Origin of the sequence: Desulfacinum hydrothermale DSM 13146 (assembly GCF_900176285.1) — a bacterium.
Lineage (GTDB): Bacteria > Desulfobacterota > Syntrophobacteria > Syntrophobacterales > DSM-9756 > Desulfacinum > Desulfacinum hydrothermale.
In genome coordinates this window covers 74,795-100,796 of the sequence record NZ_FWXF01000012.1, presented here as the reverse complement: position 1 = coordinate 100,796, position 26,002 = coordinate 74,795, and the positions used below count along the sequence as shown (strand labels likewise).

Annotated in this window: 22 protein-coding genes; 9 read left to right on the top strand and 13 right to left on the bottom strand. The window is 59.6% G+C overall.

Going from position 1 to position 26,002, the window contains the following annotated elements:
• The first annotated feature begins 590 nt into the window (after positions 1-590).
• The 3 genes from pxpB to B9A12_RS11385 are packed head-to-tail and all read left to right on the top strand — an operon-like array spanning position 591 to position 3,007.
• On the top strand, positions 591-1,292 hold the full coding sequence (gene pxpB, locus B9A12_RS11395) for a 5-oxoprolinase subunit PxpB (protein WP_084058018.1): 702 nt from the start codon (positions 591-593) through the stop codon (positions 1,290-1,292).
• Positions 1,279-2,226 carry a 5-oxoprolinase subunit C family protein gene (locus tag B9A12_RS11390; protein WP_212636915.1) on the top strand — a complete coding sequence of 316 codons (948 nt, stop codon included), beginning with the start codon at positions 1,279-1,281 and terminating at the stop codon, positions 2,224-2,226. Before pxpB ends, B9A12_RS11390 begins: the two co-directional genes overlap by 14 nt.
• Positions 2,227-2,239: 13 nt before the next feature.
• On the top strand, positions 2,240-3,007 hold the full coding sequence (locus B9A12_RS11385) for a LamB/YcsF family protein (RefSeq protein ID WP_084058016.1): 768 nt from the start codon (positions 2,240-2,242) through the stop codon (positions 3,005-3,007).
• A gap of 102 nt (positions 3,008-3,109) precedes the next feature.
• Here the strand turns inward: B9A12_RS11385 and B9A12_RS11380 are convergent, their stop codons facing one another.
• The 12 genes from B9A12_RS11380 to B9A12_RS11325 form a co-directional block, all read right to left on the bottom strand.
• Complete coding sequence (locus B9A12_RS11380; RefSeq protein ID WP_084058015.1) at positions 3,110-3,826, bottom strand: ABC transporter ATP-binding protein; 717 nt, start codon at positions 3,824-3,826, stop codon at positions 3,110-3,112.
• Positions 3,827-3,832: 6 nt separating this feature from the next.
• Complete coding sequence (locus B9A12_RS11375) at positions 3,833-4,579, bottom strand: ABC transporter ATP-binding protein (RefSeq protein ID WP_084058014.1); 747 nt, start codon at positions 4,577-4,579, stop codon at positions 3,833-3,835.
• Positions 4,579-5,583, bottom strand: coding sequence for a branched-chain amino acid ABC transporter permease (locus B9A12_RS11370; protein ID WP_084058013.1), 1,005 nt, complete (start codon positions 5,581-5,583; stop codon positions 4,579-4,581). The genes B9A12_RS11375 and B9A12_RS11370 overlap by 1 nt, the downstream gene beginning before the upstream one ends.
• Complete coding sequence (locus B9A12_RS11365) at positions 5,571-6,485, bottom strand: branched-chain amino acid ABC transporter permease (protein ID WP_084058012.1); 915 nt, start codon at positions 6,483-6,485, stop codon at positions 5,571-5,573. The genes B9A12_RS11370 and B9A12_RS11365 overlap by 13 nt, the downstream gene beginning before the upstream one ends.
• Positions 6,486-6,586: 101 nt before the next feature.
• Positions 6,587-7,906 (bottom strand): ABC transporter substrate-binding protein, encoded by a 1,320-nt coding sequence (locus tag B9A12_RS11360; protein WP_170920553.1) that lies wholly within the window; start codon positions 7,904-7,906, stop codon positions 6,587-6,589.
• A gap of 89 nt (positions 7,907-7,995) precedes the next feature.
• Positions 7,996-8,787: a putative hydro-lyase gene (locus B9A12_RS11355; RefSeq protein ID WP_084058010.1), complete on the bottom strand. Its 792-nt coding sequence runs from the start codon at positions 8,785-8,787 to the stop codon at positions 7,996-7,998.
• Positions 8,788-9,479: 692 nt separating this feature from the next.
• Positions 9,480-10,388 (bottom strand): transposase, encoded by a 909-nt coding sequence (locus B9A12_RS11350; protein ID WP_084058009.1) that lies wholly within the window; start codon positions 10,386-10,388, stop codon positions 9,480-9,482.
• Between the two features lie 423 nt (positions 10,389-10,811).
• Positions 10,812-12,617 (bottom strand): TRAP transporter permease, encoded by a 1,806-nt coding sequence (locus B9A12_RS11345; protein ID WP_084058008.1) that lies wholly within the window; start codon positions 12,615-12,617, stop codon positions 10,812-10,814.
• A gap of 127 nt (positions 12,618-12,744) precedes the next feature.
• Positions 12,745-13,737, bottom strand: coding sequence for a TAXI family TRAP transporter solute-binding subunit (locus B9A12_RS11340; RefSeq protein ID WP_084058007.1), 993 nt, complete (start codon positions 13,735-13,737; stop codon positions 12,745-12,747).
• A 387-nt stretch (positions 13,738-14,124) separates the two neighbouring features.
• Entirely contained in the window at positions 14,125-15,249 is a 1,125-nt protein-coding gene (locus tag B9A12_RS11335) for a sodium ion-translocating decarboxylase subunit beta (RefSeq protein WP_084058006.1), read from the bottom strand.
• 85 nt (positions 15,250-15,334) lie between these two features.
• On the bottom strand, positions 15,335-15,835 hold the full coding sequence (locus B9A12_RS11330; protein ID WP_084058005.1) for an OadG family protein: 501 nt from the start codon (positions 15,833-15,835) through the stop codon (positions 15,335-15,337).
• 17 nt (positions 15,836-15,852) lie between these two features.
• The gene (locus B9A12_RS11325) at positions 15,853-16,281 is read right to left on the bottom strand and encodes a Crp/Fnr family transcriptional regulator (protein WP_084058004.1); all 429 of its coding nucleotides are present in this window, start codon (positions 16,279-16,281) and stop codon (positions 15,853-15,855) included.
• 311 nt (positions 16,282-16,592) lie between these two features.
• On the opposite strand from B9A12_RS11325, the gene B9A12_RS11320 reads away from it, so the two are divergent.
• The 3 genes from B9A12_RS11320 (at position 16,593) to B9A12_RS11310 (ending at position 22,365) form a co-directional block, all read left to right on the top strand.
• A complete protein-coding gene (locus B9A12_RS11320; RefSeq protein WP_084058003.1) occupies positions 16,593-19,610 on the top strand; it encodes an ATP-binding protein in 3,018 nt (1,005 codons plus the stop codon).
• Positions 19,582-20,961: a sigma-54-dependent transcriptional regulator gene (locus tag B9A12_RS11315; protein WP_084058002.1), complete on the top strand. Its 1,380-nt coding sequence runs from the start codon at positions 19,582-19,584 to the stop codon at positions 20,959-20,961. Before B9A12_RS11320 ends, B9A12_RS11315 begins: the two co-directional genes overlap by 29 nt.
• 93 nt (positions 20,962-21,054) lie before the next feature.
• Positions 21,055-22,365: a GGDEF domain-containing protein gene (locus B9A12_RS11310; protein WP_139796600.1), complete on the top strand. Its 1,311-nt coding sequence runs from the start codon at positions 21,055-21,057 to the stop codon at positions 22,363-22,365.
• A gap of 192 nt (positions 22,366-22,557) precedes the next feature.
• Here B9A12_RS11310 and proC read toward each other — a convergent pair whose 3' ends face one another.
• Positions 22,558-23,370 (bottom strand): pyrroline-5-carboxylate reductase, encoded by an 813-nt coding sequence (proC, locus tag B9A12_RS11305; RefSeq protein ID WP_084058000.1) that lies wholly within the window; start codon positions 23,368-23,370, stop codon positions 22,558-22,560.
• Positions 23,371-23,609: 239 nt separating this feature from the next.
• Here proC and B9A12_RS11300 point away from each other — a divergent pair, with 239 nt between their 5' ends.
• The 3 genes from B9A12_RS11300 to B9A12_RS11290 all read left to right on the top strand — a co-directional run bounded on the left by B9A12_RS11300 (position 23,610) and on the right by B9A12_RS11290 (position 25,977).
• Positions 23,610-24,200: a GNAT family N-acetyltransferase gene (locus tag B9A12_RS11300; protein ID WP_084057999.1), complete on the top strand. Its 591-nt coding sequence runs from the start codon at positions 23,610-23,612 to the stop codon at positions 24,198-24,200.
• Positions 24,201-24,326: 126 nt separating this feature from the next.
• Complete coding sequence (locus B9A12_RS11295; protein ID WP_084057998.1) at positions 24,327-24,746, top strand: response regulator transcription factor; 420 nt, start codon at positions 24,327-24,329, stop codon at positions 24,744-24,746.
• Positions 24,747-24,885: 139 nt separating this feature from the next.
• Positions 24,886-25,977, top strand: coding sequence for an ATP-binding response regulator (locus tag B9A12_RS11290; protein WP_139796599.1), 1,092 nt, complete (start codon positions 24,886-24,888; stop codon positions 25,975-25,977).
• Positions 25,978-26,002 lie beyond the last annotated feature (25 nt).

Here is a 26,002-nt window from a genome sequence, read left to right as displayed (position 1 = left end):
ATGCAGGAGCTGATCTATCTGGCAGCGCGTGTGATCCGGAGCGGTCGTCGGCTGAAGCTGCAGTTCGGTCGGCATTGTCCCGCTTTTCACGCTTTTCGAAGTGTTTATCTCAAATTTTGTCCAGCGTAGGGATCGCCGCCGCAAAAGCCTGAAAGCTCCTTCGGCCATAAGGGGTGAGGTGTGTCCAAAAATGTCTGAGATGGCATCGTCATGAGGGCTTTTCAGTCCTTGAAAAGGCAATGACCCGAAAAAGTGGCTGAACTGGGGCGTCGGTGACCCTCAAAATGGGTTCCGAAGCCATGCACGTCAGTCCACCCAATCAAATCTCACTGATTCAGGGATATCGTTTTCATGACCGGAAACAATCCGTGGCATTATCAATTTCCGCCAAAGGCGCATACGTGTGCACCTAACGGTTTCCATCTGTCTTCTTCTGCTTGGTCTCCTTCTTTTCCGTTTCCGTTTGGGCCGGTTTCTTGACCGCGCCAGCACATGGGAGGGCTGTTTTAGTTGATAAGATACATCGGTTCTCCTATACTGCGAGTCATCGGCCCAATAGGCGGACGAAAAGAGCCAAGGAGTGAAGTTTCATGGACCTGGCCGACGAAAAGGATGATTCTTATCCCCGGTTTCTCCATTGCGGAGATATGGGGCTGTTGGTGGAGCTGGGAAACGCCGTGGATCCGTCCCTCAACAGACGGGTTCACGCACTCGGGAAACGTTTGCGGGGGTCTGCACCGGGCATCCTGTCACTGGTCCCCACGTATCGATCGCTTTTTATCCATTACGATCCCACCTGCTGTTCCTACGAGCGCATCATAGGGCTTGTGCAGGAAAACTTGGCGAGCCTCAGCAACGACACCGGGGGATCCAGGGTTGTCAAGGTGCCCGTGTGTTATGGAGGCCATTACGGGCCCGATCTGGCTCAAGTGGCGGCGATCCACGGGCTCACTGAACACGAGGTGATTGAAAAACACGCTGGGCGACGCTACCACGTCTACATGGTGGGTTTTACGCCTGGATTTCCTTACATGGGCGGGCTGAACCCGGAACTTCATACCCCACGGCGGAAACAACCCAGGACCAGAGTGCCCGCCGGGAGTGTTGGGATCGCCGAGGAGCAAACGGGAATCTATCCCATCGAAAGTCCCGGAGGATGGCAAATCATCGGTCGGACCCCTTTGCGATTGTTCGATGTCAACCGCGTTCCGCCTTTCCTTGTGGAGGCGGGAGACACAGTGGTTTTCGAACCCATTACGAAGGAACAGTTTGAACGCCTTGCGCATAGATGATCCCGGCCCGCTGACCACGGTGCAGGATGCGGGTCGTTTCGGCTACCAGGATCGAGGGGTTCCCGTCTGCGGGGCCATGGATCCGGCCGCTTTGATCTTGGGCAACCTCTTGGTCGGCAACAAGCCGGGCGAGGCGGCGCTGGAAATCCTGTTCGGAGGGTTTCGCGCGACCTTTCTTAACTCCACCGTTTTTGCCGTGACCGGGGCCGATCCCGAGGTGCGGCACAATGGTGAGAGGGTGGCACCCTGGGTATCGCTGACGGCCGCACCGGGGGATACGGTCGCAGTGGATGCGGGAGATTTCGGGGCCCGCCACTATTTGTGCGTGAAAGGCGGAGTGGATGTGCCGTTGGTGCTGGGAAGCAAATCCACCTATGTAAGAGGCGGTTTCGGAGGCCACGAAGGAAGAGCGTTTCGGAAAGGCGATATGGTGGCAACCGGTGTCCCGGTTGATACCGCCCTGGATTGTATCCCCCGGCGTCTCCGCCCTGCTTACGATCCCAGCCCGATGGTGCGGGTCGTGCTCGGACCCCAGGCGGAAAGAATCACCGAACAGGGCCTTCAATATCTTTTGAGCTCCCCCTACACCGTCACCCAGCGTGCTGACCGAATGGGGATCATGCTGGATGGGCCCAAACTCACGCACACCCGAGGTGCCGACATCCTCTCGGACGGTATCGCTCTGGGATCGATCCAGGTTCCCGGCGAAGGTCTACCTTTCATCCTCATGGCGGACCGGGCCACTACGGGCGGCTATGTGAAGGCGGCCACCGTGGTGACTCGGGATATCCCTCTGGTTGCTCAGCTTCTGCCGGGAGCGGTATTGCATTTTTGCGCCGTGACCATTGAGGAGGCGCGAGAAGCTCATCTCAAGTGGGCTTTCTTGGTCAAACGTTTCGTGGAGCGACAGAGGGCACAAAAGAAGACTGAATAGAGGAGGAATCACGTTGGCGATCGATATCAATTGCGATATGGGCGAAAGCTTTGGTTCCTACACCATCGGAAACGATGAGAAGATCATCAGGGCCATCACGTCGGCCAACATTGCTTGCGGTTTTCATGCCGGGGACCCTCTGGTCATGGAAAAAACGGTCCTGCTCGCCGTGAACAATGGAGTGGGAATCGGGGCTCATCCGGGTTTCCCGGATTTGATGGGATTTGGCAGGAGGAAGCTGGAAACCTTTCGCGGCGAAATTCGCAACTACCTGATCTATCAAATCGGTGCATTGACGGCCTTTGCCCATGCACATGGCAAGCTACTCCAGCATGTGAAACCTCACGGCGCTTTGTATAATCTGGCAGCCGCCGATGCGGTGGTGGCCCGGGAGGTGGTGGAAGCGCTTCAAGCGGTGGGCCGGGAATTGATCCTGGTCACCCAACCCGGTTCCGTTCTCGCTCAACTTGCTAGGGAAGCCGGATTGCGGGTGGCGCGCGAGGCCTTTGCCGATCGGGCCTATCAGGAAAATGGACAGCTGGCTTCTCGAAGTTTGCCGGGAGCGGTGATTCATGACCCCAAGACCGTTCGAGAGCGGATGATCCGCATGGTTCTGGAAGGCACAGTGATCTCCATTGAAGGCAAGACCATTTCCCTGGAAGCGGACACGATTTGTGTCCACGGCGACACTCCTGGTGCCGCCGATCTTGCCGTGGACATCCGCAACGAGCTGGAGAAGGTGGGAATAGAAGTGAAACCGATGGGGGATTTTGTCGCCTAGCGCCAGCGGCCCGGTCAGAAAACCGGCCGCAACGACGGGGATCGGGGCTAATTGCCCCGGGACCAAGTTACGATGTGGTTGCCACCTGCTTCCCGGTGCGTCTCAAAAGCCCAGGTAGGCGCTTTTGACTTCCGGGTTTTCCAGCAGATCCGCTCCGGTGCCTTCCAGGACCACCCGGCCGGACTGGATCACGTAGGCTCGATCGGCCAGATCCAGTGCTTCGCGCACATTCTGTTCCACCAACAAAATGGTCACCCCCTCATTTTTGAGTCGCCGCACGGTATCGAGCACTTCGTCCACCAGTTTGGGGGCCAGGCCCAAAGACGGCTCATCGAGCATGAGGACCTTGGGTTCGCTCATGAGTGCCCGGCCGATGGCCACCATCTGTTGTTCTCCCCCCGACAGTGTGGACACCGCCTGTTGACGGCGTTCCCGGAGCTTCGGGAAGATATCGTAGGTCTTCTCCAGGTTTCGAGCCACCCGGCGCCGGTCCTTATGGATGTAGGCACCCAACAGCAGATTCTCTTCCACGCTGATGGGCAGGAACAGCATCCGTTCCTCGGGTACATAGACCACGCCTCTGCGTACAATTTCTTCCGTGGGAAGCTTGTGAATTTCCTCTCCCCGGAACAGGATGCGTCCCCGAATGGCCGGTTGCGCGCCCATGACGGCTCGCAAGATCGTGGATTTCCCGGCTCCGTTGGCTCCCACAACACAGACCGTTTCTCCGGCGGCGACGGACAGGGAGACCCCTTGGACCACCGGCAATCCGGAATAGCGAACCGTGATTTCTTCTACGCGCAGCAGCTCTTTGGCCATTGCTATCTATTGCCCCCCCAGCTGGGTCTGCACATACCGTTCTCCCAAATACGCCTTGATCACCGCCGGCAATGCCGCCACTTCCTCGGGTGGTCCTTCGGCGATTTTTTCCCCCGAATCCAGTACCATGATGCGGTGGCAAAGATTCATCACCAGGGTCATCACATGTTCGATGAGGATTACGGTGATGCCCCGGTTTTGGTTGATGTGCCGGATCATGGCCATGATCTGCTCCACTTCCGTGGGGTTGAGGCCGGCGGCCACCTCGTCGAGCAGCAGGAGTTTGGGGCGGGTGGCCACCGCCGTTGCCGCGGTTACCAGTTTTTGATAAGCCACCGGGACTTCTACGAGCAGCGTATCCGCCAGATCCGCCAGGCCGAACTCTTCCAGGATCTCGCTCGCTCGCTGCCGGGCTTTGAACCGCGATCGGGTCCGCAGGAAGCAGCCCACCATGACATTTTCCAAAACCGTGAGGTCGCCCGAGGCGGCATAAACCTGGAAAGTCCTCGCCAGGCCCAGACGGGCCATTTGGTGCGCGCTCAAGGAGGTGACATCGCGATTGTCGAAAAAAATTCGGCCGGAGGTCGGAGCATAACGGCCCGCGATGCAATTGAACAGGGTGGTCTTGCCGGCACCGTTGGGACCGATGATCCCGAAAAGATCTCCCTGGTTCACCTGGAAAGACACCTCGCGGTTGGCCACCAGGGCATCGAAGGTCTTGGTCATGCGTTCCACTCTCAGCAAAGGCGTCATCAAGTCCTCCTCGCCCGGATCTTTTCGATCAGCCCCCAGACCCCCCGGGGTTCCACAGCCGAAACGACCATGATGATGAGGGCGTAGAGGATGAGGTCAATTCCCACCAGCCCGGCCGAAGCACCCAGCCATTCCTTCAGGTAACTCTTGAGGGGAATCAGGATTCCGGCTCCGATGATGGGGCCCCACAGGGAACCTGCTCCACCGAGCATGGCCATGAGCGCGATGAGGATCGACAGATCCAGGCTCATGGTGTCTTCCGGCTCGATATTCTTGATGTAACAGGCGTGGAAGGACCCCACGACGCTCACGAAGGCGGTGGCTAGGGCGTAGGTCTTGACTTTGGACTTGTGCACGTCGATCCCCAGGGATTGGGCGATCAGTTCATTGTCCTTGATGCAGCGGAGCTGGTAGCCGAGGCGGGAATGGCGAAACCAGTTGATGATTAGAATACCGAGCAGAAAGAAAGCCAGCAAGATGTAATAGTAGTAGTTGTCGTTTTCGAAAATGAGGTGGGTAAAATCGACTGCGTCGTATTTCGTCGCCAGAATTTCCAGGCCCCGAGCCGCTCCCACGAAATCCCAGACCTCGAAAACGTCTTTGAGGACCAGGGATGTGGCGATGGTGGCGATGGCGAAATAGTGGCCGGTCAATCGAAACAGGGGATAGCCGATGATGAAGGACCAGGTCACCGAAAACATCACCCCCGCCGGCATGGATACCCAGAACGGTACGTCCCAGCGAATTAGCATGACCGCCGTGGTGTAAGCGCCGATGCCCACGTACTGGGCCTTGCCCAGGTCCACCTGGCCGCCGTAACCGCCGATGGTGTTCCAGCCCATGCCGTAAAGGGAAAACATGAGGAACTGGATCATGGTGGCCATGGCAAAAGTCGAATGTGGCAAGAGCGGGAAAAAGAGCAGAAACAGGAGCCCGCAGCCGACCACCAGAAGATCTGTTTTAGGAAAATCAGAAAAGTCGAAAGCGTTTCTTACAACTTCCATCCAAAAAGTCCTCTCGGGCGCACGACCATGATGATGAAGTAGGTGAGGTAAACGCCGGTGTACTTGAAGGAATTCATCGGCACATCAGCCATCCAGTCGTTATCGAACGTGTAGGTGAAAAAATCCCAGATGCCGGGGATTTCCGTGATGAGTCCCACCACGAGGGCGGCAAAGAAGGCGCCCGGAATACTGCCGAACCCGCCCAACGCGACAATGGCAAAAGCGATCATGGTGAACAGCAGCCCGACGTACGGGCTGGCCGACCAGAAATTGACCAGCAGCGCGCCTGCGGCGGTCACGGTGGCCCCGCCGATGCCCCAGGCCAGGGCATTCATGCGTTCGGCCGGAATGCCCATGTAGCGGGCCGCTTGACGGTTGAGAGCCGTGGCCTGGAGAGCTTTTCCCAGTTTGGTCTTGTGAATGAACACGTAAACTGCCACGAAAGATAGGACCGAAAGCACGGCCGCGGCCAGTTTAGTGGCCGGGATGATCACTCCCATACCCAGGTCCAGGCTTTTGCCGACCAGGATCCCTGTATGGATGCCCCGATCTTCCGAGCCGAAGATGAGGAGCACCAGGTTGCGTAAAAAGAGCATGAGGCCGAAAGTACCCAGGAGCTGAGCCACCATGGGGCCCCGCAACAGGTACTTGACAAAGCCCACGTAGCAGAGCAGGCCCAGAGCAAACCCAACCGCTAACGCCACCGGCAATGAGAACAGGGGATCCAGACCCGTTACCTGGACCGTCAGAATGCCCGTATACATGCCGATCATGAGGAACTCGCCGTGGGCGAAATTGACGATATCCATCACCCCGAAAATGATGGTGAGTCCCAGGGCCACCAGAGCGAAGACCGACCCGATCAGCAGGCCCGCTACTAAAGAGCTGATGAGGATATCCATGGAAACTTGACGACTCCGATTGCTGGGTTGTGGCAAGCCGAGGCCCGGCGACCCATGAGGGTCGCCGGAAGCCGATTCATGTCTCCCTACTGGCTGCGATCCTACCAGCCCGGGAAGGGATAGATCATATCGGCCGTGGCCAAATCGAACGGATAGACGATTTCCAGGCCGATCTTTCCATCTTTGCCCTTCTGGTACTGGCCGATCAGGCCGGAACCCAGAACATTCTGGCCGGTTTCATCGCCGGTGCTGGCAAACTTGATCCCGGCCCAGGGAACCACCAACTGCTCTCCGGGGATCTCAATGGTGTTGCAGGCCTTTTGTATCGCTGCATGGTCCACTGAACCGGCTTTTTCCAGAGCATACACCCAGGTCTGTACGCCGGTGAAAGCGCGAGCCGAGGCCCCACCCAGGTCGTGGCCGGTTTTCGCCTTGTAGAGCTGGTTGACTTGGCCAGCCACCGGCTTGATGTCCGCCACTTTGGGCAAGAAGACAGTGCGGGTGAGAATGCCCACGATGTTGTCACCCAGGGTTTGGCGAAATTCAGGCTTTTCAAAACCGGCATCTTGGCCCCAGATCAACTTGGGTTTCGCTTTCTGCGCTTTGAGGGTCTTGACCATCAGGATGGCGTCCGAGGTGTACGAGGCAAAAAGCATGACATCGGGCCGCGCCGCCTTGAGAGAACGTACTTCGCTGGAAAGGTCCGCCGACTTGGCCGCGTACAGGATCGATTTCTTAAGATCGTAGCCGTATTGTTCGGCCAGGGTCTTGATGAGGTCCGCCACGTGAGCGCCCCATTCCGTTCTTTCGCACGCGGCCGCCAGGCGTTGGAGATCGTCTTTTTTTACGCCGCTGACACCGCGGACTTTGCCGGCCGCCAGTCCGTCAAGAAGTTCGAACAGATCCTTGGTGAACCATTTGTCGTGGGGTGTGGTGCGCCAGAACCACTTGAATCCTCGTTTGGTCAAAGCCGGGGACGTGGAGGATCCGTTGATCATCGGTACGCCGTACTGTTCGCACACGGCGCTCACCGTCTTGGTCACGGAACTGTGGTAGCAGCCCAGGATCCCGTCCACCTTGTCGTCCAGAATGAGCTTCTTGGCCAGGTCCGCGCCCAGGGTGGGATTGCCTTCGTGGTCCTTGAAGATGAGTTTGATCTTGGCTCCGCCTAAGCTCTGAATGCCCGCCTTTTTGGCCATGTCCATATCGATGCCGTCCATGACCTCGTTGGCTATCTGAGCCGCAAGTTCCGCCCCGGCCCGCAGTTCGCGGCCGGCTGCAGCGGCCCCCCCGGTGAGTGGATAGATGACCCCGATTTTCACTTCCTTGACCGCCGCAGCGGGCGAGGGCACGAGCCAGCCACCGGCAATCAGCATCAACGCGGCACACCACGCCAGACCCATGGAAAAACGCTTCATCATCACACCTCCTGGGTTCATGGATAAATCCATAACATCGGGATCCGTCGGGAATCGCCGGATCCGTCCTCCTCCCTCTTTTCGGCGGGCGATCATAAATGGGCGAAAAATCGGTCCTGCCGATCGGAAACAAACATGTGGCCGGGAGCATGGGTGACGGCTACGGGCAATTTGGCGCTCAGGAGCGCCTCTTGGGGCGTCACGCCGCAGGCCCAGAAAACCGGTACTTCGCCTGTACGGATCGGTACGGGATCTCCGAAATCCGGGCGCTGCAGATCTTCGATGCCAAGAAGCTCCGGGTGTCCCACATGGATCGGTGCACCGTGGACCCTGGGATATGCCGCTGTCACGCGAGCGGCCAGGCTGACCAGTGATGCCGGAATAGGCCGCATGGTCACCACCAGGGGCCCCCGGAAGGGGCCGGCCGGTTCCGTGGCCCGGTTGGTGATGAACATGGGTACGTTGCGTTGCAGTTCCACGTGGCGCACAGGGATACCGTGTTCCAGCAGGGCCGATTCAAAAGTGAAGCTGCAACCGAGCAAGAAAGTCACCCAATCCGGCTGCCAAAGGTCCACAATGTCGTAGCGTTCTTCCACCCCGTCGGGCCGAAAGATCCGGTAGCGCGGGCAATCGGTACGGATATCGGCCCCCTGGGCCAGGAATTTGGGTTCGTAGCAGCCTTCCTCAAGGACTTCCAGGACCGGACAGGGCTTCGGATTGCGCTGGCAATAGAGTAGGAAGTGGAAAGCGTAGGATGCCGGTACGATCACCACGTTCGCCTGGGTCATACCGGGGCAGAGGCCCGCCGTGGGGCCCCGGAAAGACCCTTCGCGAATTTCTTGCCGCAGATTACGAGCGTCCCGGTTGTTCTTGTCTGCGATCATAATTTGGGAAGTTCCCTTCCGGCTGAAAATCGCCTGCTACGGGGATGCCATGCGCGTCCCCTGCAATCTGGGGGAGATGCCATTCCGCAGGAAATAGCATTCGACGGCCTTAGCATTTGCTTTTGCCATATCTAGATCCCTTCGATCCACCCCTAGATGGGATGATAGGATCTTGGACATCAAAGTGAAAACCCTAGAATAGGGAATAGGCAAGATGGAATATCGAAGTCTCTTTTCTCCAGAGCTTCATTATTCGAAATTCGATATTGGGTCAAGTCCAAAATGTGCTGTAAAATTCATCATAAGGCAGATCCTGTAGAGACTGCTTACGCGTTCCTGAATCGGTGAAGTGCGATTGGCTGGACTGACGAGTATGAATTCGGAACCCATTTGGGGGGTCACCGCGCCCTAGTCCAGCCACTTTTTTGGGTCATCGCCTTCTCAAGGACTGAAAAGCCCTCATGACGATGCCATCTCAGACATTTTCGGACACACCTCACCTCCTTATGGCCAAAGGAGCTTTCAGGCTTTTGCGGAGGCGATCCCTACGCTGGGCAAAATTTGAGATAAACACTCCGAAAAGCATGAAAAGCGGGACAATGCCGACCAAACGACAGCTTCAGCCGACGACCGCTTCGGATCACACGCCCTCCCCAATAGATCAGCTCCTGGATCACGGTCTTTATGCGACGTCAATTGTCCCGATTCGAGTGGCGAAAAAAGGGCCAGGAGCCCGTTTTGGCGGTGTTGTCGTACAACCGGATCACTTCATCCTCAGGAACGGAAAGCGACGTCCACCAGCCCTCCAGCTTGATAAAAGGCCGGATCAAGATTTGTCCCTTGCCGTCCCATATCCTCTCGGTGACCCGGATCAGCAGCCGAAACCGATAGGTTCTCTCTTCATAGTGTCGCGTCACCCACGTGCTGAGGCTCGCCACTTTCTTGCCAGCCCGGGGTTCACGCACACGGCCTTCCCTGAAGGTTCGATCACGCCAGGAAAGGATGTCCGCCCTGCGCGGATTCCATCGGATGATGAAGTTCACCTTGGGATGTGGGCGAAGCTCCACAAGCGTTTCCAGGGCATCATGAGCCGGGTCCGTTCGCACCAGCAGGGGCTCGGGGGTAACCTTGCGCGCATGCCGCAACATCTTGTGCAAAAAGTCAACAAATCCGCTCTGAGAATGCTGAGACCCCGGGCGAAGCTCCAGGCCCACACACCATTCCTCCTGGCCAAGGATGGCCCCGACCGGCGTGTATCCCTCGTAGTCCTGGTAGGTCCGCGAAAGCCCTTCTTTGTTTGTGTCGGAATGGTTCCGGCAGAAAACCTCCACATCCAAAGGTACATGCTCCGTGGAAAGCGCCGTCACGGGAACCTGGGTCCTTTCAAGCAGTTCTACGCTACTTGCACTGGCAAGACGTTCGAAAACGTTCGCCTGCTTGTCCAAACGTTGCCGCATGGTTTCTTGCGAAGGAACCTTCTGAATGTCCAGAGCCTCTTGGAACCCGTCATCGCAGGAGATCCCTGCAGCGGCTTCAAAGTCGTTCTTGCCCAGACACAGAAGCCCCAAGGTGGTCTTGACCACATCCGCGTGCGAGATCATCGGCCGCCCTGAGATTTCCCTTTCCAGTTGCTCGCACAGGCTCTCGGTGCTGTTGATCAGATTCCCCACAAGGGCCAGGCTCGCGTGTCAGCTTTAGAAGGCTTTCGAAGATTGTTCGATCTCAATTTTCCTTCGTGAGTGCGCCTGCCGGGTGGAAATGTGACAGGAGACCCTATGGCATAAATGAGATGTAAATTCAATAAGATATCTGCAGTAAGATAGTCTTATGTATGGGCGCACTTTCACGGATTAAGGAGGCAAACTTGGGTGAGGATACCGACCCTTTCCGCCCCGCAAAAGAGGCCGGCGGAAAGGTGATCCTTTTTCCAGCACCGGCGGGCCCCTCCATTCCCACAAGAAAAAACCGGATCCGCCGCTGGGGCGGATCCGGTATCCACAGGCGGGGGTGCGCTGCGAAAAGGCTCAGGCGGGCTGCGGCGTGGCCAGCCCATCGCCATCCTTCTTATTCTTGTAACGCTGCCAGAAAAAGACACAGGCGATCAGCGCGATGCCAATGAGATCCGACGTGAAGCGAGGATGGTAGCACATGTACGTGCCCATGGCGAAGATGATCCATTCCACTGGGGTTGTTTTGCGCAGCAGGTAGCCCATGGTCACCGCCGAGAAGGCCAGGGTTCCCAGGGTGGCGGAAATGTAGGCCATGACGATCTCCTGCCAGGTTCCCATGAGCAGGATGCGCGGCACGTAGGCGAAAAGAAACGGGCCCACGTAGAGGAACTTGGCGAACTTGAAGGAGGTCCACCCCGTCTTCCACGGGTCGCTCCCGGCAATGGCGGCTCCCGCATAGGCGGCCACGCACACCGGCGGGGTGATGTTGGAATCTTGGCTGAACCAATAGACGATCATGTGAGCGGCGATGGGGTGGACGCCCATCTTGTCCAGAGCGGGCACGGCAAGGACCGCCGTGATGAGATAGGCGGCCGTTACCGGCACCCCCATGCCGAGCACCAGGGAGGCCAATCCGACCAGAAGAATGGCAACGGCCAGGTGGCCGCCGGACAGGGAAATGATGATATCGGAGAATTTGAGTCCGATGCCCGTGAGCGCGATGGAGCCCACGATCATGCCGATCACGCCCACCGTGGCCCCGATCACCAGGGTGCTGCGGGCTCCGTCCAGGATGGCTTCGTAGATTTCCCGAAGCCCCATCCTGTTTTCCGGCCGCACCCAGCTCACCCCGATGCAGCTCAAAGTGGCCCAAAAGGCGGACATGCCGGGGCTGTAGCCCAAAAGCATGAGCACGATGATGATCAGGAGCGGAATGGACATGTACCATTCCTTTTTGAGGATCTCCAGGGGCCTGGGAATGTCGTCCTGGACGCCCACGATGTTGTGTTTCTTGGCTTCGAAGTGAACCATGGTGAAAACGGAAAGAAAGTAGAGCAGGGCCGGGCCCACAGCCATCTTCATGATCTCCACATAGGGAGTGCGGGTGAGTTCCGCCATGAGAAAACCGCCGGCGCCCATGATGGGAGGCATGAACATGCCCACCATGGAGGCCGAAGGCTCGATGGCACCGGCCACATGGGGCCGGAAACCCGCCTTTTTCATGAGGGGAATGGTGAAGGCGCCGGTGGAGACCGTGTTGGCGATGGCGCTTCCCGAAATGGAACCGAAGAAGGTGGAGGCCATGCAGGCCACCTTGGCGGGGCCGCCCACGGTGCGTCCGGCCAAGGCCATGGGAAAGTCCAGGAAGAATTGGCCGGCGCCGGATTTTTTCAAGAAGGCTCCGAAAAAGATGAAGAGGATGACGTAGGTGACCAGCACGCTGGCCATGACCCCAAAGACCCCGTCCTGGGTGAGAAAGAGGTGGTTTGCGATCCGTTCCAGGCGGAAGCCCCGATGGGCGAAGGGACCGGGCATGTAGGGACCGAAGTAGCAGTAGAGCGCGGCCAGAAGCCCCACCAGGGTCATGGACCAACCCAGCACACGCCGACAGATCTCCAGGGAAAGAAGTAGTCCCAGCACGCTCACGTAGAAATCCAACTGGGTTTCGCTGCCCATACGGTAGTTGAGGGCTTCAAACTGGTGGACCCAATAGCCCACGGCCAAGACGGACAGCAGGGCCAGAATCACGTCGAAGACGGAAGGGCGGTCACGAGGGGAGTGCTTGGAAAACGGGTAGGAGAGTCCATTGCCGCAATCCCACATCATCTCCCTGGGAGTTGCCACATGAACGGGGATGCTTACCGGTTCAGGTTGCTTCATGGAGGAGGCGGGTTCGGAACCCGCCCCGACTCCCGCAAGGCCAGGCGGGCCGTACGGGCCCGCCTGGAAGTCCCAAGCCTTCCGTCTACACAAGAAGGGAGTGACCTGGGCCTTTTCGGAGAGGTTCCTAGTCCACCGGCTTGAACTTGTCGGGAATGTCCAGCCCCTGCTCCGTCCAGAAGCGGTAGGCGCCTTTGTGGAGCGGCGCCGACAGGCCGATGATGGCGTTCTGGATGGACATGTCGCTGGCCGCCTTGTGGGCCTTCTTCATGTGAGCCAGCCCTTCCGGCGAAAAGATGGCTTTGAGGGCCTTGTAGACGATTTCTTCATCCACGTTTTTGTTGGCGATCCAAAAGGTGCTGTCCTGGAAGCTGACCACGTCCTCATCCTGGCCGCGATAGGTTCCCTTGGGGATCACCACCTTGCTGTAGAAGGGGTAGACGTCGTAGAAACCCGCTTCCTGGGCGTCCTTGTGGACGTTCACCAGGCTGATTTCATCCTGGGTGCTGGCTTCGATGATGGAGGCGTTGGGATAGCCCACCAGGACCCAGAACGCATCGATCTTGCGATCCTTGAAGGCCGCGGCGGCGGCGGAGTAGCCCAGGTATTGCGGCTGAATCTTGTCCCACAGACCCAAGGTGCGGAAGAATCGTTCGGCTGAAAGCGCAGCGCCGGAACCGGCGTTACCCACGGCCACCTTCTTGCCTGCCAGCTGCTTGGCGCTGGTGATGCCGCTGCTCTTCAAGACCACCAACTGAGCCGGAGCGCCATAGAGATAGGCCAAGGGACGGACATTGTTGTACTGGGTGGTGTCCTTGGGGAGCTTGCCGTTGCGTCCCAGGAAGATGTCGCCGGCGTAGGCGATGCCGAAAGCCACGTCGTGGCGATGCACCCGCTTGACGTTTTCCGCCGATCCTCCCGATCCTTCGCTGGAAACCTCCACGTTGGGAACGTTCTTGGTCAGATAGATGGCGATGGCGTTGGCAAAGTAGTTGAAGGTGCCGCCCACGGGGCCGCCTCCGATGGCCAGGAAGGTCTTCCTGGCGTGGGCTTGATCCATGGGGGTCAAGGCGAAGATGCAGACAACGGCCAGAGCGACAACGAGCAATCTCTTGGTCATGGTGCACACTCCTTATGCATTGGTTTGATGGTGGGATGCGTTCTCCGATATCGATTGGACCCTCAGGTTGGAGCCTTCGTGATCCGGTTCTCACCTCCTTTCCGGATCCATTGGTGCCCCCTCCCACGGGGGATTCGCCGCCCGGGGCCACGATGCGAGATGCGCGGTGGGTGGGGAAGGCGCGGGTTAAGAACCCGCTCCGATTCCCGCAAGGCCAGGCCGGCCGCACGGGTCCGCAAAGAAGAGCCATCGAAACCCTTGATGCGGCTGGAAAGACCCGGCCACGTTCGAGGGCTCTTCCCCAGCCCGAAGGGGCTGCCCTGAAAGAAATGGGTTCATCCCCAGCGCTTTCGGACAGCCTCCCCCGGGCCCGTTTGCACAGGAAGGCTATAGAAGGAAAGACCAGAGAACGCCCGCGGCGATGGCCGATCCGATCACGCCCGAGATGTTGGGCGCCATGGCGTGCATGAGCAGGTAGTTGCCGGGGTCTTCCCGGTTGCCGACGAGTTGCACAACGCGTGCCGAATCGGGGACGGCGGAAACACCGGCGGCGCCCAGCAGCGGATTGATCTTGTCTTTGCTGACAAGATTCATGAGCTTGGCAAAGAGGATTCCACCGGCCGTGGCCACCATGAAGGAGGCGGCTCCCAGGCAGAAGATGCCCACGGATTTGGCCGTGAGAAACACGTCCGCCTGCGTGGAGGCCCCCACCGTGACCCCCAGAAGAATGGTGACGATATCGATGAGGCCCGTTCGGGCGGTTTGGGCCAGACGATCCGCCACCAGGCATTCTTTCAGTAGATTGCCGAAGAAGAGCATGCCCAGAAGCGGAAGGGCCGCCGGAGCCAGAAAACAACAGAGAAGAAAACCCACGATGGGGAAGATGATCTTTTCCCGTTTGCTCACCGCCCTGGGCTCACTCATGCGGATGAGCCGTTCCTCCTTGGTGGTCAGAAGATACATGATCGGCGGCTGGATGACCGGCACCAGCGCCATGTAGGAATAGGCCGCGATGGCGATGGGGCCCACCAGGTCGGGGGCCAGCTTGGCGGAAAGAAAGATGGCCGTGGGCCCGTCGGCGCCTCCGATGATGCCGATGGATCCCGCTTCATTGGCCGGAAAGCCCAAGGCCAGAGCCGCCAGGAACGTGGTGAAGATGCCCACCTGGGCCGCGGCCCCCAGCAGCATCAGCTTGGGGCGGGCCAGCATGGTGGAAAAGTCCGTCATAGCCCCGATGCCCAAAAAGATGAGCGGGGGATAGATCCCTTGGCGGACCCCGAAATAAAGGTAGTGGAGGACGCTGCCCTTTTCGTAGATGCCCAGTCCCAAGCCCTTGAAAACAGGAATGTTTCCCATTAGAATGCCGAACCCGATGGGCACCAGCAGCAGTGGTTCATAGTGCTTGGCGATGCCCAGGTAAATAAAGGTGCATCCCACGGCGATCATGATCAGGTGGCGGTAATCCGCCAGTGCAAAACCGGTATTGCCCAAGAAGTCCAGGATCAGTTCCATAACCTCTTTCCTGTTGGCTGGAAGAATCTCGAAATGTTTGGCGATGTGCTCCGCCTTGCTCTTTCGGCCGCACAAGGGGGTCTGTCTAGGAGCCCACTTCCGCCTCTTCGGCCGACTTCGCCTTGACCTGCGGGTTCCAGCGGTAGAATCCGCGTTGTTCACCTCCAAGCTCTTGAATCAACCCGTGTCGGAGAAAAAAATCCAGGTGCGTATAGGGGTTGCGGATCCCGCGTTTTTCCGCCTGCTCCAGCAGGCGGGGGAGGGAGAAGATCTCCCCCTGCCGCTTGGTGAGCCACTGAAAATAGCCGTGGACCTCCATCTGTTCCTGGGAAAGATCCACCACCGGTACGGTCGGGGCCGTCTCCTCCTTCGGCTTCGCAGCCGCCACCTCTTCCGGCGTGGGGGCGGGTCGGGGGGTCGCTCTCCCCTTCTTCATGAGCTCACGGCGTTTGTCCCAGGCGGTGAGGGCCTTTTCCAGGTTGGCCAAGACGGTTGCCAACACCGCCAGGCCGGTAAAGACGATGGAGATGCCGGCGGCCGTAATGAGCCATCCGTTGGCGGCGCTGATGGCAGACAATCCATACATGGGCTGCCCCTCCTTTTCTAGGCTTGTACCGTGCGGGTCCGATAGGGTCTGCGTTCCTGCATGACGGTCGCGATCTTCTGCATGATCCTCTGGCCCAAGCCGGCGTCCATCTGGAAGAGCTTGTAGAGTTCCGAATTGGGGAATTGGAAGAGGGTGGATTCCGTGAGGCACAGGCCCGTGGCCGTGTAATGAAAGGGGCTCACCAGGCTGGACCAGCCCAGGAGCTGGCCAGGTTCGCGGACCACGAAGGAACGGCCGTTGGGAAAGCAGAGCAGGATGGACCCCGACTTCAAGATATAGAGATACTTGGCCGGTGATCGCGCGGTGAAGATGGCTTCGCCGGGCATCCAGTGGGTCGGAACGCCGATCTGGGCCAGATGGGCCCGGTCCGACTCCGCCAAATCATCCAGAAAAGGGCTTTGTTGTAACTCGGCTGAGGGAATCATGACGGTCTTGGTCTCCTCTTGCTTTGACGTCCAGGGGGCCCATTTCCGCGGGGTTGCCGGCTGCTAGCAGGCAAGATTGGTGCCGGGTGCGGGTTGCGCTGCCCCGGTGGTGATCCGGCCCACGCCTTTTGTGCGATCCAATACCCGCCTTTGAACGAGCATTCAAGGCCTTTGTTCCTTTCCGGTCAGGGGCTGCCGTGGAAGGGGCTTTCATCTGCGCCCAGCCTTGTGCTAAACAAGGCGGCGGAAATTCACCATTTGGGCGGCGGAAATCGGCCGATCCGATCCTTGCCAATGCGAGACGTATCCCCATGGCCCTTTCCTCGGGTATCTTCCGGAAATTTCTTCTGGCCTTTCTCGCCTTGTCGTTGGTCCCCCTGTGCGTGCTCGGCTTTTTCACCATCGAGCGCATCCGGCAGGTGGGCACTCGGGCCGTGGAGAGTACCACCCGGGAACTGGAGCGCAAGTCCAAAGAGGCCATCGAAGTTCGAGCGGTGGAGCTGGCCCGCCGGGTTTCCGTTTTTCTGAAGGCATGCGAAGCGGATCTGCGAACGCTACAGATGCTGCCCCGGGATGCCCAGGTTTACCAAGACTTTTCCCGAACGCACCGGGGGGAGATCTGGACCCGGGAGGGAACCAACGAGGACCACACCGAAGTGAGGCGCCGCATCCCTTTGTACAAGGAAGTGGCCTTCATCGGCCCCGACGGTCGGGAGCGGATCCGCGTGGTGGACGATCGGATCGTGGGGGAGGGGGAACTGCGCGATGTGAGTGTCCCGCGCAACACCACGTACAAAAGCGAGACCTATTTCCAGGAGACGCGACGGCTCCCGGCGGACCAGATCCACGTCTCCCATGTGACGGGCTGGTACGTGAGCCGGGAGGAGCAGCTGGGGCGGGCCTCCAGCGTAGAAGAGGCCGTGGAGGGAGCCAAGTACGAAGGCGTGGTGCGTTTTGCCCTGCCCTGCCGGGACGACGATGGGAGTTTCCAAGGGATGGTGATGCTTTCCCTGGACCATCGGCACCTGATGGAGATGACCCAGCACATCCTGCCCACGGAAGAGCGCTTCGTGGTCTTTCCCAGCTATAGCAGCGGCAATTACGCCTTCATGTTCGACGATGAGGGCTGGATCATCAGCCATGCCAACTACCCCTTCATCGCCCGGCAGGTGCGCCAAGGCCGTTCGGGTGTGACGCGAACGTTCAACGTGGGCGGCAATCCCCGGGTGATGGCCTACGCCCCCATCTTATACGACACGGGTCCCTACAAGAAATACGGCATCTTCGGGGGGATCACCATCGGGGTACAGACGGCCAAATTCGCCGAACCGGCCATCTGGATCGAGCGGCAGATCGTCGGTTTGGTGCGCCGGACCCGGGCCAACTTTCTACTCCTGGTGGGCCTTTCCATGGTGGGTGCGGTTCTAGCGGCCTATGTGCTGGCTCGGGCCATCACGGGTCCCTTGAGATTCCTGACGGCCCAGGCCCAAAAAGTGGCGGCGGGAGAGGGGAGCTGGGATCTTCGCATCCGAACGGGCGATGAAGTGGAGATCTTGGCCCGCGAGTTCCACCGCATGACCGTGGAGGCCCAGGCCCATCGGCGTCGTCTGGAACAATCCCTTGCGGAGTTGGAAGCGTCGAAGCAGAGCCTGGAGGCCCATTCGGAAGAGTTGCAGCGCCAGCTGCATGTGTTTAAAAACTTGCACTACTTGAGCCATTACCTGGGGGTTGTCTTCGATCGGGAGATGCTTCTGGGGGCCGTGCTCAAGACCTGCGTGGACGGACTGGGCTTCGACCGGTCCATCCTCTATCTCTACCAGGCCGAAACCCACCAACTGGTGTGTCATGCCACTTTTGGATTTGCCCCGGCTGAAGAGGCCCGGGCCAAGGCGGCCCGCTACGATGTGCGTCACCACGACTGCGTTCCCACGAGGGTTTTCCGGCACGGGGAGGCCATCTTCGTGCACGATATCCACAAGGATCGCGGGGCCAGCGCTCTGGACTTGAAGATTTCCCGCGTTTCCGGGGTGCGTGTTTTCGCCTTCGTGCCCATCAAGGTGCGCGACCAGGTGATCGGCGTGCTGGGTGCCGACAATGCGAGCAGCGGTCGGCCCCTGGAAAAGATACAGGTGGATTCGTTGCAGATCCTGGCAAACGATGCGGCCCGGGCCATCGAGCGTTCCATGCTCTATGGACAGATTGCCCAGGAAAGAAACTTCGTCCAATTCATATTCCGCCATTTCACCATGGGCATCATCACGGTGGATGCGGCCGGATGCTTGTCTTCGATCAATCCTCAGGCCGAGAACCTACTGGCCCTGCCCAGGGGCGTCCGTCTCCACCGGCCTTGGAAGGATGTGTTCGCCCCCCTGCCGGGATGGAAGGAGGCGGTGGAGGCCTTTTGGAGCGGCGACGATCAGGAAGGGACCGTGGAATTGTCTGTGGCCGGGGAAGATGGCAGGGAGCGCTTTGTGGAGGCGCATTTGGCAAGGATCGACGCGGAAAACCCGGATGTGCGGCTTTTGATCGTCCTGCGGGATGTTTCAAGCCGAAAGAAGATGGAGGAGCACCTGCGCCGCTCCGACCGTCTGATCAGTCTGGGTACCCTGTCGGCGGGCATCGCCCACGAAATCCGAAACCCGCTCACGGGGGTGTGCCTCATGTTGGACGACCTGCACGATCACCTGATGGGCCGGCCCCAGGAGCAGGCGATCATCACTCGGGCCATGCAGGAAATGGAGCGTCTGGAAAACCTGATCCACAGCCTGCTGGACTTCGCTTCCCCGGCCTCCACCGATCGAAGAAAGGCAACTTCCTTGGATCAAGAGGTGCAAAGGACCCTCTTTCTGGTCAACAAGCAATGCCGGACCCGGCAAATCCACGTGGCGGTGGAAGTGGATCCGAAGAGTGTGCCGGTGGCCCTGGATCCGGACCGGTTTCGACAGGCCTTGCTCAACATCGTGCTCAACGGGATCGATGCCATGGAAGCAGGGGGGCGTTTGAGCATTCAGGTGCTGCCCGTTGAAGAGGCCCAATCTCTTCTGGACGGTCCCGCCATGCGGGTGTGTGTGCGGGATACGGGAACGGGGATCGCACGGGAGGACCTGCCCTACGTCTTCGATCCCTTCTTCAGCAGGAAAGCGGGAGGGGTGGGCCTGGGGTTGTCCATCGTCCACAGCATCGTGGAAGAAAGCGGGGGACGGGTGCACGTGGAAAGCGAGCCGGGATCGGGGACCACCTTCATCATGGACTTTCCTTTGTATCAGGAGGTGCCGGCTGCGCAGGCCGAAGGAGAAGGGGATGGAACGGATCTTGGTCGTGGACGATGAGCCCTTTATCTGTGAGAATCTGGAACGGATCCTTGGGGAGGAGGGGTACTGGACGCGGGTGGCGTCCGCCGGTTCCGAGGCCTTGGAGCTTCTGTCGGCCCAGTCCGTTGACCTGGTGTTGCTGGACCTCAATCTCCCGGACATGTCCGGTCTGGACGTTTTGAAGGAGGCCAAGGAGCGGGATCCGTCTCTTCTGGTCATCGTCATTACGGGCTATGCGTCGGTGGAATCAGCGGTGCAGGCCATCAAGGCGGGGGCGTACGATTACCTGAAAAAGCCTTTCAAGGCTGATGCCATCAAGCTCATCGTCAAACTGGCCCTGGTGACCCAACGGCTCAAGCGGGAGGTGGATTACCTCAGCGGACGACACGGCGGGAAGGGCGACCCCATCGTGGCGGAGAGCCCCCAGTTCCGCAAGGTTCTGGATCAGGTCGCTGAGGTGGCCAAACACCCGGAAACAACCGTGCTCATCACGGGCGAAAGCGGAACGGGAAAGGAGCTGGTGGCCCGAAGGGTGCACCAGCTCAGCGAGCGATGCAAACGCCCCTTCCTGGAAGTCAACTGCGCCGCCCTGCCCGAGTCCCTCCTGGAAAGTGAACTTTTCGGCTATGAGAAGGGGGCCTTCTCGGGGGCATCCAGAGCCCGGGCGGGCCTTTTTGAAGCGGCAGAAGGCGGGACCATCTTTCTGGACGAGATCGGAGATATGGATCTGGGACTCCAGGCGAAACTGCTTCGAGTCCTGGAAGACAAGAAGGTGCGGCGTCTCGGAGGGACCCGCAACCGCGCCGTGGATGTGCGCATCGTGGCGGCCACCAACAGCGACTTGCACAGGGCCGTTCAGGAAAAACGGTTCAGAGAAGACCTCTATTATCGGCTCAATATCTTTCCCATCCAGTTGCCGCCTTTGCGAAGTCGCCCGGCGGATATCGAGGCCCTGGCCAAGTTCTTCCTGTCCCAGTATGCGCAGAAGTTCGGGCGACGTTTTGCGCGCATCACCCCTGAAGCGCAGGATCTTTTTCGGCGCTATTCCTGGCCCGGCAACGTGCGAGAGCTCAAAAACGTGATTGGGCGCATCTGCATCATGCACGACGGGCAGGCCCTGGATGTGGACATGGTGCCCCGGGAGATCGCCGCTTCCGTCGGTTCGCAGGCACTGAGCAGGGAGGGCGGATTCGACGGGGTCCAGGCAACGATCGATCTGGAAGCGGAGGTGGAGCGCTTCACACGGAAACTTTTGGAAGAGGCCCTGGCTCGGAGCGGCGGCAACATCTCTCAGGCGGCCAAACTTCTAGGCATCCCCCGGGGGACTCTGCGCTACAAATTGGAAAAGTACGCCATTTCAACGGGCTGAACGGGTTCTGCATGCCTTGGAACTGGATCGGTTCGGGGCCGTGGGTAAGGAGCCGAAGCCATGGGGAAAGATTGATTATTGAAAGGGGGCAAAGTGGGGCGAAGTGATTTGGAAGAGGTGCTGCAGGACATGGCTTCCGCAGTCATCGGGGTGCTCAAGGAACATCGGGCCAGCGGGCGGAACGTGACGGTCGAAAGTCTCTGCTTGTCGCTTCAGCGGCAGCAGTCTTTGATTTCAAGGTTAGAGACCCGTTTGATGGCACCCGGCGAGCCGGTCCGGTCCTCATGGCCCCGTGCGGAGTCTGCTGGGAATTTCCGTGGGGAATTTCAAAAGATCAAGGAGGGCTACCTGGAAAAATTCAAAGAAGCCCTGAGCGTCATCATGGACGAAGAGTATCCGGGGCTTGAAGGGGCAGCCCTCAAGCGCCTTCAAGAGCATCAGGACCAGCTGGACCGATGCGAGGACGTGGAGAGTATCTTGCCGCTCATGGGGCAAATCTTTCAGGTGTTCCAGGACTATGTGGTCCAGATGGGCTCGGAGCGGCGGCGACTCGGGCATTTTGTGGGGGTGATGAACAAGCACTTTGCCACGTTGGACCATCATATTCGGGGCCTCCTCCAAGCGGTTGATGCCGATGGAGCCCTTTCCCACTGCGCGGAGGAGGCCGGGCAGAAGATCGAACAGCTTGGCTCTTCTCTCAAATGGAGTCACACCCTGGAGCAGCTCAAGGCCCGCATGGAAGAACAACTTTGCCAGTTCCAGCAACTCATCGACGAAAGAAAGCGCAAGGATGAGGCGCGTCTGACGGATCTGGCCGGCAAGCTGACGCAACTTCAGGACCGTTTTCTGTCCATGCGCACCACCTTCGTTCAGCTTCAAAAAAAGACCCGCCTCATCCCCCGGTTGGAACAACAAGCCCTGTTGGACGGCTTGACGGAAGTGCCGAACCGCCGAGCCTACGAACAAAGGCTCCGGGAGGAGTGGGCCCGGTATCGATCCCAAGGGATTCCCTTTTCCCTGGTGGTGCTCGACTTGGACCACTTCAAAAAGGTCAACGACACCTATGGGCACGCCAGCGGGGACCAGTGCCTGAAAGAGATCGCCAAAAGAACGAGCCAAGCCCTGAGGGATTCGGACATGCTGGCCCGTTACGGGGGCGAAGAATTCGTGGTGGTGTTGCCGGCGACCTCCAAGGACGACGCCCCGGCCGTGGCGGAACGCATCCGAGTGCAGGCCGAAAAGATCCGCTTCCAATGTGGAGGCGAGTTCTTCCAAGTGACACTGAGCCTGGGTGTGGCCCAGGTGGAGGATTCCGACGGGGCCCCGGAAGACGTCTTCCATCGGGCGGATCGGGCCCTGTACCTGGCCAAAGAAGAGGGCCGGAACCGGGTTGTGGTGGCCTAATGGGGTGAGGAACTTGACTGAACCTCGGTGGTCGGACAGGAGAAGGTCCTGCGGCCCCCATGGAAAGACAATCGCAGGACCTCTACTCCTGCGCGTCGCAATTTGCCGGCGCGTCTTCACGGCTGATCCCAGCCACCGGGTCTGGGCGAAAGGGGACTTTCCTGGCTGTTTCAGGATCCATTCCCCGGGGTGTCAGCCGCCCAGGGCCTTGGAACGCTCCGTGGCGGCCCGCACGGCGCCCATGATGGCCCCGCGGACCCCTTCCTTTTCCAGCACCTCCAGCCCGTGGATTGTGGTCCCGCCGGGGGAGGTGACCATGTCTTTCAGTTGCGAAGGATGGCGCCCGGTCTCCAGGATCATGCGGGCTGTGCCCATGACGGTTTGCACCACCAGGTCCCTGGCCACCGGGCGCGGGATACCCATGAGCACCCCACCGTCGGTGAGCGACTCCAGAAAATGGAGCACGTAGGCGGGCCCGCTTCCCGACAGGCCGGTGACGGCGTCCAGGAGCTTCTCGTCCAGTTCATGGGCGATGCCGACGGATCGAAAGAGGGTGAGCGCCGCTTCCATGTGAGTGTCTTCCGCATGGGTTCCCCTGGCCAGGGCGCTGGCGCCCTGCTGGACCAGGGCAGGGGTGTTGGGCATGACCCGGATCACCGGGATTCCCTGGGGAAGGGCGGCCTCGATGGTCTGGATGGGTACGCCGGCGGCGATGCTGATAACGAGCGGGCGATGCGGTGTGGATGGCGCCATCGACTCCAGGACTTCGCCCATGTTCTGAGGCTTGACCGCCACGATGATCACCTGGCTGGCCTGGGCACAGGCCGAAAGCGTTTCCGCTCGAACCACCCCGTAGGCCCCCTCCAGATGCTCCAGGCGTTCACGGCTCACGTCGAAGACCACGAGCCGTTCCGGGGCAAGAAGCCCCGCTTGGAGGATCCCGCGGATGAGTGCTTCGCCCATGTTTCCGCCACCGATGAAGCCAACCGTCGCCGTATCGAGCATGGTAAGTCTCCTCTTCTGCCGGTTTGCCGGTTGCCCCCTGGATGCCGCAAGCCCAGGGAGATCCTTTGGGGGTCCTTAAGGGGGAAGACGGTCTTGTGCCGCGCCAAAGTTTCCGCTAAAGTCTTTTTCAACCCTACACCCATGCAAGAGAGTTCTGTTCTTATACAACAGGTTCGCGGATCGCGGGATTCTTTCTTGGCCACGAGGACCTCAAAGGTCCGAAATGATGAGGGAATCACATGAACCGAAGCCCAGGCGATCGGCCCCAACCCAAGGAATGCGTGCTCAACAACGGCGAAGTCGTCACCCTGCGCTTTCTCACGGGCGAAGATGAGGAGGCTGTCCGGGCGTTTTTTCATGATATCCCCGATCACGAGGTGGAAGGGTTCCGGGAGCAGGTGCCAGACCCCCGCACGGTCAGTCGCTGGATCAGGCGGTTGGATTACGATCGCGTGACGCCCCTGGCGGCGTGGAGCGCCCAGCGGGCGGGGATTGTGGGCCTGGCGTCTCTCAATCGCATGGTGGGAGCCTACCGGCACGTGGCCGAGGTCTACGTGGTGGTGGGCACCGATTATCGAAAGCTCGGCCTGGGCTCCTCCTTGATCAAGGAACTGGTGGAGATCGCCACCTTGCGGGGCCTTTACTTCCTCAAGGCCAAGGTGCTCACGGAGAACCAGTTGGCGCTTCGCGCCTTCCGTCAGTTGGGTTTTGAGGTCAAGGCCACCCTGGAGGACTACTTCATGACCATGGACGGCAAGACCAAGGACGTGGCCTTGATGCTCAAAAGGCTGCGCTTTCATATGGAAGAAGACTTCTTCTACGTCTTCTGAAGAAGATCGACCGACCAAAAGCGTGTTGACACGGGCCGCACGGCCCGCTAGGTTAAAGAACAATTTCACATTCCCAGGCGCCCTTACTTCTGCATCGGACCTGCCTCTAGCCCCGGAGGGAATGCCATGGCGACGAAGGGAAAGATCCTCATTGTGGACGATGATGCGGATTTCGCCAAGTCGACCAAGATGATTCTCTTGGCGGACGATTACCAAGTGGTGATCGCAAGTGACGGCAAGCAAGGACTCCAAAAGGTTCAGGAAGAAAACCCCGATCTCATCATCTTGGACATCATGATGGAGAGCATCTTCGAGGGGTTCAGCCTGGTGAGTTCCCTTCGCTCCGACCCTCGGTTGGCGGCCTACAAGAACATTCCCATCCTCATGGTTTCCAGCGTGCGATCGGATACGGGATCGCGCTTCGCCTTCGACGATCCCGAGGACATGGGGTCGCTGCCGGAGCCCGATGATTACCTGGACAAGCCCTTCAAACCCAAAGAGCTTCTGGACAGAGTCGCCGAATTGATAGCCCGCAGGCGGGCGTGAAGGGCCTGCGGCCCGATGGGCTATTGCCACGCCGTTGCGAAGGCCGCCGCTCAGGGCCACGGCCTTCCAAAAGGCTGATGGACCGGTCCCAATCTGCCGGACGAAGGGTGGGGTTCCCGGTGAATCGAGGGGGCGCAGAGTGGATCCACCGAAGGTTCTGGTGATCGACGATGAAGAGATCGCCCGCGTGTCGTGCCGCCGGGTTCTGGCCCGGGAGGGCATGACCGTCGGCCTGGCCTCCAGTGGCCGCGAGGGGCTGGAGCTGCTCATGCGGGAGCCCCACGATCTGGTCCTAGTGGATTTCAAGATGGCCGACATGGACGGGGTGGAGGTGGTGCGGCGCATCCACGCCTACGATCCCTCCATCGTCACGGTCATCATCACGGGCTATGCCACCGTCGAGGGCGCCGTGGCGGCCATGAAGGAAGGGGCCTACGACTATCTTCCCAAGCCCTTTACGCCGGACGAACTGCTCATCGCGGTGCGGCGCGGGCTGGAAAAGCGCCGACTGGATTTGGAATCCCGGGCGCTTCGGGAAGAGAAGGAGGCCATGGAACGAAACTTCGTGACCATGGTCACCCATCAGCTCCGCTCCCCTCTGGCAGCGATTCTTCAGTATTTTGAAGTGCTTCTGGCGGGAATCGGCGGGGATCTGAGCGAAAGCCAGCGGGAGATGCTCCAGCGGGCCAAGGATCGGCTGGAATCCCTCATGGCGCTCATCAACGACTGGCTGGACATGAGCCGTTTGAGCGAGGAAAATATCGTCAGCCGGCTGCAAGCGGTGGATCTGCGCGCATGCCTGGATGAAGCGCTCAAGGGCCTGGAATGGGCAGCGCGGCAAAAAAACGTCTCGCTCCACGTGGAGATCCCCCAGGACCTTCCCCGGATCCATGCGGATCCGGACACCTTTCGGGAGGTTTTGAGCAACCTGATCTCCAACGCCATCAAGTACAATCGGGTCGGCGGGCGGGTGACCATCCGGGCCCGGGGCCAGAACGGGTCGGTCCAGGTGGAAGTGGAAGACACGGGCGTGGGTATCGACGAAAGGGAGGTCCCCTTCGTCTTCGAGCAGTTTTACAGGGCCAAGGATCGGGAGGTGCGGGAGCAGGAAGGGACGGGTCTGGGCCTGGCCATCGTCCGCAAGATCGTCCGCGCCCACGGCGGCACCATCCAGGTGGTGAGCCGCAAGGGGGAAGGATCCATCTTTCGGGTGGTGGTCCACGCGGCCTGAAGGCAGGCGCCGGGCCTCGCACGGC

What these genes read in the sequence shown, in the direction of transcription:
- B9A12_RS11360 (WP_170920553.1), bottom strand. Translation starts at nt 7,906, where the DNA reads ATGATGAAGCGTTTTTCCATGGGTCTGGCGTGGTGTGCCGCGTTGATG.
- B9A12_RS11320 (WP_084058003.1), top strand. Translation starts at nt 16,593, where the DNA reads ATGGCCCTTTCCTCGGGTATCTTCCGGAAATTTCTTCTGGCCTTTCTC.
- B9A12_RS11365 (WP_084058012.1), bottom strand. Translation starts at nt 6,485, where the DNA reads ATGGATATCCTCATCAGCTCTTTAGTAGCGGGCCTGCTGATCGGGTCG.
- B9A12_RS11375 (WP_084058014.1), bottom strand. Translation starts at nt 4,579, where the DNA reads ATGACGCCTTTGCTGAGAGTGGAACGCATGACCAAGACCTTCGATGCC.
- B9A12_RS11380 (WP_084058015.1), bottom strand. Translation starts at nt 3,826, where the DNA reads ATGGCCAAAGAGCTGCTGCGCGTAGAAGAAATCACGGTTCGCTATTCC.
- B9A12_RS11300 (WP_084057999.1), top strand. Translation starts at nt 23,610, where the DNA reads ATGAACCGAAGCCCAGGCGATCGGCCCCAACCCAAGGAATGCGTGCTC.
- B9A12_RS11370 (WP_084058013.1), bottom strand. Translation starts at nt 5,583, where the DNA reads ATGGAAGTTGTAAGAAACGCTTTCGACTTTTCTGATTTTCCTAAAACA.
- B9A12_RS11335 (WP_084058006.1), bottom strand. Translation starts at nt 15,249, where the DNA reads ATGGAACTGATCCTGGACTTCTTGGGCAATACCGGTTTTGCACTGGCG.
- B9A12_RS11325 (WP_084058004.1), bottom strand. Translation starts at nt 16,281, where the DNA reads ATGATTCCCTCAGCCGAGTTACAACAAAGCCCTTTTCTGGATGATTTG.
- B9A12_RS11340 (WP_084058007.1), bottom strand. Translation starts at nt 13,737, where the DNA reads ATGACCAAGAGATTGCTCGTTGTCGCTCTGGCCGTTGTCTGCATCTTC.
- B9A12_RS11350 (WP_084058009.1), bottom strand. Translation starts at nt 10,388, where the DNA reads ATGATCTCGCACGCGGATGTGGTCAAGACCACCTTGGGGCTTCTGTGT.
- B9A12_RS11355 (WP_084058010.1), bottom strand. Translation starts at nt 8,787, where the DNA reads ATGATCGCAGACAAGAACAACCGGGACGCTCGTAATCTGCGGCAAGAA.
- B9A12_RS11330 (WP_084058005.1), bottom strand. Translation starts at nt 15,835, where the DNA reads ATGTATGGATTGTCTGCCATCAGCGCCGCCAACGGATGGCTCATTACG.
- B9A12_RS11345 (WP_084058008.1), bottom strand. Translation starts at nt 12,617, where the DNA reads ATGAAGCAACCTGAACCGGTAAGCATCCCCGTTCATGTGGCAACTCCC.
- B9A12_RS11295 (WP_084057998.1), top strand. Translation starts at nt 24,327, where the DNA reads ATGGCGACGAAGGGAAAGATCCTCATTGTGGACGATGATGCGGATTTC.
- proC (WP_084058000.1), bottom strand. Translation starts at nt 23,370, where the DNA reads ATGCTCGATACGGCGACGGTTGGCTTCATCGGTGGCGGAAACATGGGC.
- pxpB (WP_084058018.1), top strand. Translation starts at nt 591, where the DNA reads ATGGACCTGGCCGACGAAAAGGATGATTCTTATCCCCGGTTTCTCCAT.
- B9A12_RS11315 (WP_084058002.1), top strand. Translation starts at nt 19,582, where the DNA reads ATGGAACGGATCTTGGTCGTGGACGATGAGCCCTTTATCTGTGAGAAT.